Raw genomic sequence first — 12,406 nt, forward strand, 5'->3', positions numbered from 1 at the left:
CATAGGAGGAAGCGGGATGAGTGAAACGCTACTCGTTATTATTAGTATATTGCTCTTATTGATGTTACTATTAATCATTTTTTTTATTATTACATTTTTTATTAAAAAACGGACGCATCATTCTATATTAAAGCTGCATCCATACTTAGGAAGGATGCGTTATTTACTTGAAAAGATAGGACCGGAATTTAGGCAATATTGGTTTGATCATGATACGGATGGAAAGCCCTTTTCACGTTATGATTTTCAAAGTGTAATGTTTCTAGCGAAATACCGTTCAGAAATACTCGGTTTTGGATCAAAACGAGATTTTGATGCATCTGGATATTATATTGCTAATACATTATTTCCGATATTAACAGATGAATTAAGTGTGAATGTAACGCAAGAACGTGAAGGGAAAAAGTATGTGATTCATAAAGAAGGGTTATTTTCACGAAGAGAAAAATTGACAGCGGATACAACGAATCTTTGGTTATATGAAGAAGACGATGCAATTATCGTCGGTGAAAACCGCAAGTATCCGTGGAAACTACATGGCATGTTTGGGGCATCTGCGACTTCTTACGGTGCGATTGGCGAAAATTATATTTTAGCGAGCGGATTTGGTGCGAAGATGGCTGGCGGATCGTGGATTAATACTGGCGAAGGTGGCGTTATTCCAGAACATTTACATACAGGTGCGAATATCGTTGCGCAAATTGGTCCGGGTTTATTTGGGTACCGTGATGAGGGTGGTAATTTTTCAATGGAGAAATTTATGGAGAAAGCAAAAGAAAGCAATATTAAAGCATTTGAATTGAAATTTGGGCAAGGTGCGAAAATACGTGGTGGTCATCTAGAGGGACAAAAAGTAAATGAGAAAATTGCTTCTGTTCGGAATGTGCGAAAAGGAGAAACGATTAATTCACCGAATCGATTTCCATTTTTAAAGAATGCAGCAGATACACTTTATTTTATTCAACGTTTGCAAGAAAACGGTGGTAAACCAGTTGGGATGAAGATTGTAATTGGACAGCAGGAGCCGTTGGAAGATTTATTCAAAAGGATGAAAGAGTTAAGCATCTATCCAGATTTCATTACAATTGATGGTTCAGAAGGTGGATCAGGAGCAACGTATAAATCGATGGCAGATAGTATGGGGATGCCGCTTATTCCAGCGTTACTGACATGTATTGATACAGCGAATCATTATGATGTTCGGGACAAATTCAAAGTGTTTGCCTCGGGGAAATTAATTACACCAGATAAAGTGGCAATTGCTTTAGCTATTGGTGCAGATGCTGTAAATTCAGCACGTGGATTTATGATGGCAAGTGGCTGCATAATGGCACTTCAATGTAATTCCGGACAATGTCCATCTGGAGTTGCCACGACGAATCCGCACTATCAAAAAGCGCTAGATCCGTATGAGAAGAAATGGCGAGTAATGAATTATGTTGTTAGCATGAGATATAGTTTGTTCTCACTTGCGGCCGCAGCGGGAGTAAAGAGCCCGCGTCATTTAACGAGAGAGCATATTGTGTTTAAAGATGAGGTGGGGCGGATAGTTCCTCTTTCAGAATTGTTTCCTACTAGTAAATAGAAGATAAGCTATGTTTAATAGATTAAAAGTCATACATTCGTATGGCTTTTTTCTTTTAAAATTTGTCTGATAAGTGAATGAAAATAAGGTGTGAAAAAACGGCATTTTATTTTTTGAATATTTTTACTTTAATTTATTTTAAAACCGGGGTAATCCACTGGGATAAAGGGGTTTATAAAGGTTTTCACATGTAGTGAAAAGGGCTTGTTCACTTGAAAGAATAAAAAATGTTTGTTAAGGTAGGGAACCATAAGCGAAAACAAGAAAATAGAAAAAGTCATTTTTCGAAATTTTGAATGGCTTATGTAACTAAGGGAGAGATTTGGTGAAGATTGAGATTATGGTTTCGCTTGCTATTTATATGGCAGGTATGTTGTATATCGGTTATTGGTCTTATAAGAAGACATCCGATTTATCAGATTATATGTTAGGCGGAAGGGGACTCGGTCCAGCAGTTACAGCTTTATCAGCTGGTGCTTCTGACATGAGTGGTTGGATGCTAATGGGATTACCTGGTGCGATGTATGCAACAGGATTATCTAGTGTATGGATTGCGATAGGGTTATTAATAGGTGCTTATGCAAACTATTTAATTCTTGCCCCGCGTTTGCGAACGTATACAGAAGTGGCAAATGATTCAATTACGATTCCAGACTTTTTAGAGAATCGATTTAAAGATCGTACGAAAATACTTCGTTTTGTCTCCGCTATCGTTATTTTAGTATTTTTCACATTTTATGCGTCGGCTGGTTTAGTATCAGGTGGGCGTTTGTTTGAAAACTCTTTCAACCTTGATTACAAAATTGGTTTATTTGTAACTGTCGGTGTCGTAGTTGCTTATACACTATTCGGTGGCTTTTTAGCAGTAAGTTGGACCGACTTTGTGCAAGGGTGTATTATGTTTATTGCGCTTGTATTAGTACCAATTGTTGCTTTTACAGATGTGGGCGGTGTAACAGAAACCTTCAATACGATTAAGCAAGTTGATGCATCGCGTTTAGATATGTTTAAAGGGACTACAATTCTTGGTATTATTTCATTTTTAGCATGGGGTCTTGGGTATTTTGGGCAACCGCATATTATTGTTCGCTTTATGGCAATTACCTCTATTAAAGATTTAAAAACTTCTCGTAGAATCGGTATCGGTTGGATGACGATTTCAATTATAGGTGCAATGCTTACTGGTCTAATTGGTATTGCTTATTACGCTAAAAATAATGAGACATTACAAGACCCAGAAATGGTCTTTGTAACATTCTCAAATATTTTATTCCATCCGTACATTACTGGGTTTTTACTATCAGCTATTTTGGCTTCGATTATGAGTAGTATTTCCTCGCAATTACTTGTTATTTCAAGTGCAGTAACGGAAGATTTCTATAAAACATTTTTCCGTCGGGACGCTAGTGATAAAGAACTTGTATTTATCGGTAGACTGTCAGTATTAGTAGTAGCTATGATTGCAGTTGTTTTAGCATATCATCCAAGTGATACAATTTTAACACTTGTCGGTTATGCTTGGGCAGGATTTGGTTCAGCATTCGGACCCGCTATTTTATTAAGTTTATATTGGAAGAGAACGAACAAATGGGGCGTTCTTGCTGGGATGATTGTAGGTGCAGTAGTTGTTATTACTTGGGTACAAATTCCAAGTTTAAAAGCCACTATGTATGAAATGGTACCTGGATTCTTCTGTAGCTTATTAGCTGTTATTGTTGTAAGTTTATTAACGAAAGAACCAGTGAAAGCAATTCATCGTGAATTTAATGAGATGGAAGCAGTGTTGGAAGAGGAAACGAAATAATTAGCGAAGAGAGTAAATGATAACTAGCATTTACTCTCTTTTGATTTAAAATGAAAATAAGTAACTTGTTGACAACTAAAAGTAAGTAACTTATAATAAATCTTAAGTTCAAGATAATTTATTTCCGAATAAAGATTTCAGATGGAGTAAATATTTTTTTGAAATTATCTCGAATTCGAGATGAATTCAGTGATATAGAAGATAATGCGTAATTTCACAGCTTATATCTCGAATTAAAGATAAAATCATAACGATGGATTTTACTTTGCAGTATGGACAAAATGAATAATGAATTTTAATGTATACAAGTTTTTAAAATGAAATAAAAAGGGGCGGAGAAAATGGAAAAGAAAACGATGGGAATTCATCACATTACAGCAATCGTAGGACACCCACAAGAAAATGTAGATTTTTATGCTGGTGTGTTAGGTTTACGTTTAGTGAAACAAACAGTGAATTTTGATGATCCAGGCACGTACCATCTTTATTTTGGTAATGAAGGAGGAAAGCCTGGAACAATTATTACGTTTTTCCCATGGGCAGGTGCTCGTCAAGGAATTATTGGTAACGGTCAAGTAGGCATTACGTCTTATGTCGTACCAAAGGGCGCAATGGAGTTTTGGGAAAATAGATTAGAAAAATTCGATATTTCGTATACAAAAATGACTCGATTTGGAGAGCTGTATTTAGAATTTGATGATCCACATGGTTTGCATATAGAATTAGTAGAAAGAGAAGAAGGCGAATTAAATAATTGGACTTTTGGAGAAGTTACGCCAGAAGTAGCAATTAAAGGATTTGGCGGTGCTGTTCTTTTATCTGCACAACCTCAAAAAACAGCTGAATTGTTAGAGCATGTTATGGGTCTTGAGAAAATTGGAGAAGAAGGTGAATTCGTTCGATTCCGTTCTTATGCTGATATTGGGAATATTATCGACTTGAGGCTATCGACAATCGGGCGTGGCCAAATGGGTGTTGGTACAGTCCACCATATTGCTTGGAGAGCGACTAACGATGATGATCAACTAGACTGGAAAGAGCATGTGTCTCGTTTTGGATATCACGTAACTCCTGTACAAGATCGAAATTATTTTAACGCAATTTATTTTAGAGAACACGGGGAAATCTTATTTGAAATTGCAACAGACCCTCCTGGTTTCGCTCATGACGAATCGTTAGAGACGATGGGTGAGGAATTAAAGTTACCGGAGCAATATGAACCACATAGAAAACAAATTGAACAAACACTTTTACCATTTGAAGTGAGAAATTTAGACGAAAAGTGATTGAAAGGGGAAAAGGATTATGATGAAACATATTTTTCAAAAAGGAAAAGATACGTCAAAACCAGTGTTGTTATTACTTCATGGTACAGGAGGTAATGAATTAGATTTATTACCACTTGCAGAAATAATTGATCGGGAAGCATCTGTATTAAGTGTTAGGGGGAATGTATTAGAAAATGGCATGCCACGTTTCTTCCGCCGATTGGCAGAAGGCATTTTTGATGAAGAGGATTTAATTTTCCGTACGAAGGAATTAAATGAATTTTTAGATGAAGCTGCAAAAACATATGAATTTGATAGAAATAACATTGTAGCTATCGGTTATTCAAATGGAGCAAACATTGCTGCAAGCTTATTATTCCATTACGAAAATGCATTAGAAGGTGCTGTGCTTCATCACCCAATGGTGCCTAGAAGAGGAACACAATTGCCTAATTTAGCAGGGAAATCCGTGTTTATCGCTGCTGGGACAAATGACCCGATTTGTTCATCAGGAGAGTCAGAGGAATTAAAGGTACTATTAGAAAATGCAAACGCTAATGTAACAATGCATTGGGAAAATAGAGGGCATCAATTAACAATGAGTGAAGTAGAAAAAGCAAAAGAATGGTATGACAAAGCATTTTAAAAAGAAGCATCTGCTAACAACTAGTAGATGCTTCTTTTTTTATTTACGACTGAATTGCAAGATGAGACGAAGAAAGTGGTAGCTGAATATCAACGATCGTACCTTTATTTAATTCGCTTGAAATGTGTAATTTACCATGATGTTCTTCAATTATTTTGTAACACATCATTAATCCTAGTCCTGTTCCCTTTTCTTTTAAACTATAAAATGGTTCACCTAGACGAGAGATACGATCTTCTGGGATACCGCAACCTTCATCGATAATCCGTATTAAAATGAAGGTATCATTTAATGGTTTTGTCTGGATGTAAATATTTCCGCCATTTGGCATCGCTTCTATCGCATTTTTTAATATATTTATAAAAACTTGTTTTAATTGGTTACCATCACATTGAATATCATGCTTGTAATCAAAATGATCCATAATAATATGAACACTATGCATAATAGCAGTTGGTAAAATAAATGTAACTACCTCTTCAATTAAAGTGTGTATGTTACAAGTTTGGATAGATAGTACTTGTGGTTTAGACATCGCCATAAATTGACTTGTGATAGATTCCATCTGTGAAATCTCACTTAACATAACATCGATATACCATTTCTGCTCCTCATTTATTTCAGGGAGTAGCAATGTTAGAAAACCTTTTAGAGAAGTGAGTGGATTTCGAATTTCATGTGCAATTCCAGCTGTCAGTTGTCCGACTACTGCGAGCTTTTCTGATTTCCGTAATAACTTTTCCGTTTCTTTTAGCTCGGTAACATCTCTTCCCATTACGATAAGACCTTTACGGGAGCCGTCAGAATGATAAAGTGGAACTTTCGATATACTTAAGATTAGATCGAAATCATCTCTATGAATAATAAATTCCTCGCCATGAAGAATTTGTCTTTGTTGCCATGCTAGTTCGTCGACTTCTTCACAATGTAAAAAAGCCTCTCGGTACGCTTCGTTATATTGAATGAGTTCACTATCTTTTTTCCCGTGGTAAGGTACATGATGGAAATTGAAACAAGAAAGTGCGTAGTCATTTGCCTCAAGCCAGCGTCCCTCATGATCCTTAAATATAACAAACGCAGGCATGGAGTTCACTAATGTACGTAACCTCTTCTCACTTTCTTTTAGCATATTCTCAATTCTTTCTGATTTTTCAAGAGGCTTCATAATGGCATATACGCCAGTTAGACGATTTTGGACAAAAATAGGAACTAGTTTTGTCACGACGTCTAATAAGAATCCATTTTTATGATAAATTGATAAGATATACTCTTGTTGATTATCCGCTCCAGTATTCTTTATATTTTGTAATACTTGCTCAGAAATACGAGCTTCTAAAATAGAGGTAATATTTTTCTGTTCTAATTCTAAAGAAGTGTAACCTAATATTTTTTCGGCAGAAGGATTTATATGTAGTATAACTCCCTCTAAATTTAATGAAATAATACTATCAGGATTGTGTTCGAACAGAGATGCGTACATTTCTGTTAATGAACGATTTTGTATATGGTTTCGCAAACGTCTAGAAATGTTCGGATGACGTTTTCTTTGAGTTGATGAATATTTTTTACGACTCATAATAGTTCCTCCGTACAAATAGCATCTAAAAAGATTTGTCTATTCATAACTATAATATAGATGTAATGTGTATTTCTATAAAAAATGGAAGTTATATAATAAATTTTGTTTTCTTTATTTTTTGCAAAGTGAGTACAAGGTGGTAATAAGGGGAGCTTATATTGTTTTATAAATCTTTTGTAAGTTACAAAAGTAGGTTTTCTTTATAACATTAGGGTAGAAGAGGGGGGAGAGAAAATGAGAAATTATATTCAAGGTATCGATCATGTGCAAGTAGCTGCGCCTGTAGGGTGTGAAGAAGAAGCAAGAGAGTTTTACGGTAATAAAATTGGTATGGAGGAAATACCGAAGCCAGAGAAATTAAAGAAGCGTGGTGGGTGCTGGTTTAAGTGTGGAAATCAAGAGATTCATATCGGAGTTGAGAAAAACTTCAATCCAGCTAAAAAGGCGCATCCAGCTTTTTATGTTTTAAAAATTGATGAATTTAAACAAGAGTTAATAAAGCAAGGCATTGAAGTAATAGATGATCATGCACGGCCAGATGTAATTAGATTTTATGTGTCAGATCCGTTCGGAAATCGAATTGAATTTATGGAAAATAAAAACTAGGTGGAAATCCACCTAGTTTTTTAACCTTTTCTAAACAATCCTAATACTTCAACCGTTTCGGTAATGTTTACGAATGCATGAGGGTCAATTTCGGAAATTGTTAATTTCATACTTGCTAATTCTTCACGAGAAACGACGGTCATAAGTACACGTTTTTTTTCGCTGGAATAAGCACCTTCGCCATCAAGTAATGTAATTCCACGTACAACAGTTGAAAGGAGTTGTTTTTTCATTTTTTCTGCTTCATTTGTTACAATCATAAGTGTAACCTTTCGATGTTTCGTATGAATAGCATCGATCACTTTACCAGTTACATAAATTGAAAGTAAGCTTGTAAGAGCAACATCCCAAGTGAAGAAGAATCCTGCAATTATTACAACGACTGCATTTAAAATAATAAGGAATCCACCAAGTTTAATGTCTCTTTTTCGAGACAATAGCATACCGATAATATCAAATCCACCAGTTGATCCATTACAGTTAAAAACAAGGCCGATACCAGCTCCGGCAATGACACCACCAAAGATAGATGATAAAAGTGGGTCTGTTGCTACGACTTTTACTGGAACGTAGTATAATGCAACAGATAATACAATAACAGAGATAACAGTGTTAAAAATCACTTTTTTTCCAAGACCTATGTAACCTAAAATAAGGATAGGTAAGTTTAATACAAAGTTAATAATACCCGTGTTTACAGGAGTTACAATCCCTAAAATAATAGCAATTCCGCCAATTCCACTACTTAAAATTTTGTGGGGGATAAGGAAAAGATTAAATGCAATCGCAATAATAATAGAACCGATAATAACACCAAGAAATCTGACCATTTCTTTCCCGTCCTTCACTAAAAAATTCATATTATTTCAAGATTATATATGATATTGAAAGTTTTGGGTAAAAACAGTTTATTTTGGAAAATTAGATTAATCAAAAGAATTCGAGTATTTTCTCATTTGAAAGGGGATACAGATATGAGGATAAAAACGTATCAACAGAAAAGCCCGTTGAAGCAAGAATGTGAGGATTCTTATTTTTGTAATGAAGAAAAAAAGATGTATGGTGTATGTGATGGTGCAACACCGCTCGTCCCGTTTCGTGATGAAAAGGGACATAATGGAGCATACATCGCTTCGCATTTATTTGCAAGTTATTTTGCTTCATTACGTGAAAATCATAGTTTGCAAGTTGCCGTTGCAAAAGCAAATGAAGCATTGCAAAGCAAAATGTTAGAGTATGAAGTAGATACGAGAAAGAAAGAGCATTTGTGGTGTACATGTATTGCGGCAGTTCAAATAGATGGTGAGAAAATTGAATACGCACAGTTAGGGGACTGTATGATTGTCGCAATACTTCAAAATGGAACGATGCAAGTATTAACGCAAGACACGGTTGAAGGAATTAGTAAACGAGCAAAAAAAAAGAGGGAAGAAGACCGTAATAAAGGGTTAACTGTACCAGAAGAACATGTTTTTCAAGATGTGCGAGAACAGTTAAAATATAATCGTTATCTTGCAAATATGCAGGACGGGTATTCTGTTGCAAATGGAATGAAAGAAGCGATACATTATTTACAACATGGTGAACTACATATAGATGAAGTGAGTGGGATTTTTATTTGTTCAGACGGATTATTCCACCCAGATTGGCCACTTGAACAAACTGTTGCATATATAAGAAAGAATAGTATAAGTGAATATGTAGCAATCATTGAAGAGCTAGAAGGGGAAAAGAGAATAAGACCAGATGATAAAACAATTATGATCATTGATTTTTAAGGGGAGGATGTTCAAATGGAAATTAAATGTGTTAATTTAACATTTCAAGATGAATTAGTTCCTTTAGAGAAAGTTAATAAACTGATTATCCACCATACATCCGAAGATGGATGGGATGTGTATAAAACACATGAATTTCATCAAAAAGTAAGAGGGTGGAGCGGGATCGGTTACAATTATTTTATTGAAGAAGATGGAACTGTAGTCGAAGGGCGAGGTTTACATATTGGAGCACATGCGAAAGATAATAATAGGGATACAATTGGAATATGTATGACGGGTAATTTTGATAAATATGATCCAACTACCGCACAAATGAATGCATTATATTCTTTATGTAAAATGTTTATGAAGCAGTTTGCTATAAAGAAAGAAAATATACTCGGTCATAGGGAGCTAGAAGGCGTTACAAAAAGTTGTCCTGGAAAGCATTTTTCTATGGTAGAGTTAAGAAACGGACTAACTTAAATATAGAGGAGTAACAAATGATGATGAATATAAAAATACCTAATGATAAAAAAGAAGAGCTTGTGGCACAAATTCAGCAATTTTTCGTTGAAGAAGATTTAGATGAAATTGGACGTTTCCAAGCAGAGCGATTAATAGAAGAAATGATTAAATTAGTAGGACCGTTTGCATACAATCAAGCAATTGGAGATGCTAGAAAGCTTGTAACAGAGAAACTATCTAATATTGAAGAAGATTTGTATGTGTTAGAGAAGAATGAAGGGAAGTAAAAAGAGCCATTTTGGCCGTATTCCGTCAATTATAAAATAAGTATTATGCCACGGCTTTTTCCGATGTTCTGTTTGGAAAAGGCCGTGAAGTTGTTTTTGGGCATATAAAATAAAGTTTCATTTTTTTTGTCAAAAAGAACCCTAGAACTAAAAATGTTATTCTTTCTTAACAAGCTAGATGAGAAAGAATAACGTTTTTTAGATTGAGATTAAAAATATATTATCTTAATTTTATCTTTTTTTAATAATTTATTTATAGGCAATTTATAGTTGCTATTTATAATTCCTATATATAGCAGCTATGGATACTACAAAGAAGAAATTTGGATGTGTAACCCTTTGTATCCAATTAGCTGTAATCAAAATTTAAAACATGAATTGCTCACATAGAATCTTCTTTTGGAAGATAAGTGGTGTAATTCTTTGTTAAATGAAGGAAGGGATTGGGAAGCTATGAATAAAACAATTTTAAAAACATGTATCATATCAGCAGTTTTAGGTGGAAGTTTATTAAGTGAAACGAATGGAGAGGTGAAAGCAGAAGAGGTTACACCAAACACGAATCATACTGGTGTATTCAAAGATGTTCCAAAGGGGCACTGGGCATATGAGGCGATTCAGCAATTAGCAGGTGAGAAAATCATTTTTGGCTATGATGATGGAAGATTTGGTTTTGGAGATAACGTAACACGCGAACAAGTTGCAGCTTTAATGTATCGTTATTTTAATATGGAAGAAAACAAAAATTATCAAAACCCATACGGTGACGTAAGTGAAGATTCAATAAGCTATATAAAGGAAATTTTATCTTTAACAGAAATGGGTGTTTTTAAGGGGGATGAGCATGGAAACTTTAGACCGAAGGCATCCTTAACACGCGCAGAAATGGCACAGGTTCTTACAAATGCTTTTCATTTAAAGGCAAAGAGTGATCATACTTTTAATGACGTTGCAACGAACTCATGGGCAAGAAATGCAATTAGTGCTGTTCAAACAAATAATATTGCAAAAGGAGTAGGAGGAGGGAAATTTGCTCCAAGTATGGATGTGACGCGTGAACAGTACGCACAATTTTTATACAATGCAATACAAGAAACAGAGAAAATTCAACAAACGAAAGGGCAACTACTAGCTAGCATACTTGGTGAAACAAACTGGAAAGGGACAAAAGTCTATGACAAAGATCATAATGATGTAACGAAAGAAAATCAAAATTTCATCGGGCTTGCAAAATATGATGCTAAAACTGCAAGGTATGAATTTTTTAATGCAAGTACAGGAGAGAGTCGTAATGATAGCGGTACCTTTTTTATAACGAATGATGGAAAGAAAAGGGTGTTAATTTCTGAAACGCAAAATTATCAAGCAGTTGTTGAATTAACGCAATTAGATAAGGAGAAATTTACATATAAAAGAATGGGGAAAGATGCAAAAGGGAACGATGTAGAAGTGTTTGTTGAACATGTTCCTTACCATGGAAAAGAACTTTCTTTCACGCGGCCTGATAAAAAGTTAGAAAGCTCGACGGGGAAAATAGTTACAGACGTTGATGGAGATGAAATTTTATCTAGTACACTATGGAATGGAACGGTGGTATTAGACGAACAGGGTAATGATGTAACAAAATACAACTCAAACTTAATCAGTCTAGCAAAATACGATAAAAATACAAATAAATACGAGTTTTTCAATGCGAATACAGGAGAAAGTCGTGGAGACTATGGTTTCTTTGATGTTGTACATGGTAATAAAATAAGGGCTCACGTTTCGTTAGGAAATAATAAATATGGTGCGGTCCTTGAACTGACTGAGCTAAATAAAGAGAAATTTACGTATACAAGAATCGGGAAAGATGCGAATGGAAAAGATATAAAAATCTTTGTTGAGCATGAACCGTATACAGGTGACCTAAAACCAAATTTCACAAAGTAATCTTTTACTCTAGCAAATGCACTATGTTAGTAAGAGAAAGCCTGAGCTATTAGGTAATTATACAGTAGAAGTAAAATAGTTATTTAAAGACAAATAGATGCCTTGAGGCATCTATTTGTCGGTTTAAAATGATTTTATGGGCAAATATAAAATACAAATTCTTTTTTCTAGGATCTAGTAACTCCCTACTTGCACAACCATATATCCTAGTTCTTTTTTATTTATTCTCTTTATGCTCTTTATATTCATGTACTTTCTCTTTTACATTACCAACCGTATCTTTAGCAGTGCCTTTCACTTTATCCCATTTTCCTTCAGCTTGTAATTTCTTATTGTCAGTTACTTTCCCGACAACTTCTTTTACTTCACCTTTTACTTTATCAATGGCACCTTCTACTTTTTCCTTTAAACCATGATCATTCTTAGTCATACATTTCTCCTCCTTGTAGTTTGATTAGAATTCTCTTTTCA

At 34.8% G+C, this 12,406-nt stretch carries 12 protein-coding genes; 9 read left to right on the plus strand and 3 right to left on the minus strand.

Annotated elements, in window-relative coordinates:
• Positions 1-16 precede the first annotated feature (16 nt).
• The 4 genes from DM800_RS02945 to DM800_RS02960 all read left to right on the plus strand — a co-directional run bounded on the left by DM800_RS02945 (position 17) and on the right by DM800_RS02960 (position 5,303).
• Entirely contained in the window at positions 17-1,585 is a 1,569-nt protein-coding gene (locus DM800_RS02945) for an FMN-binding glutamate synthase family protein (RefSeq protein ID WP_098082512.1), read from the plus strand.
• 325 nt (positions 1,586-1,910) lie between these two features.
• A complete protein-coding gene (gene putP / locus DM800_RS02950; RefSeq protein ID WP_048544125.1) occupies positions 1,911-3,389 on the plus strand; it encodes a sodium/proline symporter PutP in 1,479 nt (492 codons plus the stop codon).
• 341 nt (positions 3,390-3,730) lie between these two features.
• Positions 3,731-4,675: a ring-cleaving dioxygenase gene (locus DM800_RS02955; RefSeq protein WP_147786366.1), complete on the plus strand. Its 945-nt coding sequence runs from the start codon at positions 3,731-3,733 to the stop codon at positions 4,673-4,675.
• A gap of 19 nt (positions 4,676-4,694) precedes the next feature.
• Positions 4,695-5,303: an alpha/beta hydrolase gene (locus tag DM800_RS02960; RefSeq protein WP_147786367.1), complete on the plus strand. Its 609-nt coding sequence runs from the start codon at positions 4,695-4,697 to the stop codon at positions 5,301-5,303.
• A 43-nt stretch (positions 5,304-5,346) separates the two neighbouring features.
• Here the strand turns inward: DM800_RS02960 and DM800_RS02965 are convergent, their stop codons facing one another.
• On the minus strand, positions 5,347-6,879 hold the full coding sequence (locus DM800_RS02965) for a BA3702 family sensor histidine kinase (RefSeq protein ID WP_147786368.1): 1,533 nt from the start codon (positions 6,877-6,879) through the stop codon (positions 5,347-5,349).
• A gap of 237 nt (positions 6,880-7,116) precedes the next feature.
• Here DM800_RS02965 and DM800_RS02970 point away from each other — a divergent pair, with 237 nt between their 5' ends.
• Positions 7,117-7,488, plus strand: a complete 372-nt coding sequence (locus tag DM800_RS02970) for a VOC family protein (protein WP_147786369.1) — start codon at positions 7,117-7,119, stop codon at positions 7,486-7,488.
• Between the two features lie 20 nt (positions 7,489-7,508).
• On the opposite strand, the gene DM800_RS02975 is transcribed toward DM800_RS02970, so the two are convergent.
• Positions 7,509-8,348 (minus strand): YitT family protein, encoded by an 840-nt coding sequence (locus DM800_RS02975; protein ID WP_002008275.1) that lies wholly within the window; start codon positions 8,346-8,348, stop codon positions 7,509-7,511.
• A 114-nt stretch (positions 8,349-8,462) separates the two neighbouring features.
• On the opposite strand from DM800_RS02975, the gene DM800_RS02980 reads away from it, so the two are divergent.
• The 4 genes from DM800_RS02980 to DM800_RS02995 all read left to right on the plus strand — a co-directional run bounded on the left by DM800_RS02980 (position 8,463) and on the right by DM800_RS02995 (position 11,935).
• Positions 8,463-9,266, plus strand: a complete 804-nt coding sequence (locus DM800_RS02980; RefSeq protein WP_088064202.1) for a protein phosphatase 2C domain-containing protein — start codon at positions 8,463-8,465, stop codon at positions 9,264-9,266.
• Between the two features lie 15 nt (positions 9,267-9,281).
• Positions 9,282-9,734 (plus strand): peptidoglycan recognition protein family protein, encoded by a 453-nt coding sequence (locus DM800_RS02985; protein WP_098857919.1) that lies wholly within the window; start codon positions 9,282-9,284, stop codon positions 9,732-9,734.
• A gap of 17 nt (positions 9,735-9,751) precedes the next feature.
• Complete coding sequence (locus tag DM800_RS02990; RefSeq protein WP_001994665.1) at positions 9,752-10,003, plus strand: DUF2164 domain-containing protein; 252 nt, start codon at positions 9,752-9,754, stop codon at positions 10,001-10,003.
• 453 nt (positions 10,004-10,456) lie between these two features.
• A complete protein-coding gene (locus DM800_RS02995) occupies positions 10,457-11,935 on the plus strand; it encodes a DUF4822 domain-containing protein (RefSeq protein WP_147786370.1) in 1,479 nt (492 codons plus the stop codon).
• Between the two features lie 217 nt (positions 11,936-12,152).
• Here the strand turns inward: DM800_RS02995 and DM800_RS03000 are convergent, their stop codons facing one another.
• Positions 12,153-12,365: a CsbD family protein gene (locus DM800_RS03000; RefSeq protein WP_016077378.1), complete on the minus strand. Its 213-nt coding sequence runs from the start codon at positions 12,363-12,365 to the stop codon at positions 12,153-12,155.
• Positions 12,366-12,406 lie beyond the last annotated feature (41 nt).

This window comes from Bacillus sp. AY18-3 (genome assembly GCF_008042305.1).
GTDB lineage: Bacteria > Bacillota > Bacilli > Bacillales > Bacillaceae_G > Bacillus_A > Bacillus_A wiedmannii.

Bases quoted from the DNA above. Each gene is read 5' to 3' on its own strand.
- DM800_RS02995 (WP_147786370.1), top strand. From the start codon at position 10,457: ATGAATAAAACAATTTTAAAAACATGTATCATATCAGCAGTTTTAGGT.
- DM800_RS02945 (WP_098082512.1), top strand. From the start codon at position 17: ATGAGTGAAACGCTACTCGTTATTATTAGTATATTGCTCTTATTGATG.
- DM800_RS02980 (WP_088064202.1), top strand. From the start codon at position 8,463: ATGAGGATAAAAACGTATCAACAGAAAAGCCCGTTGAAGCAAGAATGT.
- DM800_RS02970 (WP_147786369.1), top strand. From the start codon at position 7,117: ATGAGAAATTATATTCAAGGTATCGATCATGTGCAAGTAGCTGCGCCT.
- DM800_RS02990 (WP_001994665.1), top strand. From the start codon at position 9,752: ATGATGATGAATATAAAAATACCTAATGATAAAAAAGAAGAGCTTGTG.
- DM800_RS03000 (WP_016077378.1), bottom strand. From the start codon at position 12,365: ATGACTAAGAATGATCATGGTTTAAAGGAAAAAGTAGAAGGTGCCATT.
- DM800_RS02965 (WP_147786368.1), bottom strand. From the start codon at position 6,879: ATGAGTCGTAAAAAATATTCATCAACTCAAAGAAAACGTCATCCGAAC.
- DM800_RS02985 (WP_098857919.1), top strand. From the start codon at position 9,282: ATGGAAATTAAATGTGTTAATTTAACATTTCAAGATGAATTAGTTCCT.
- DM800_RS02960 (WP_147786367.1), top strand. From the start codon at position 4,695: ATGATGAAACATATTTTTCAAAAAGGAAAAGATACGTCAAAACCAGTG.
- DM800_RS02955 (WP_147786366.1), top strand. From the start codon at position 3,731: ATGGAAAAGAAAACGATGGGAATTCATCACATTACAGCAATCGTAGGA.
- DM800_RS02975 (WP_002008275.1), bottom strand. From the start codon at position 8,348: ATGAATTTTTTAGTGAAGGACGGGAAAGAAATGGTCAGATTTCTTGGT.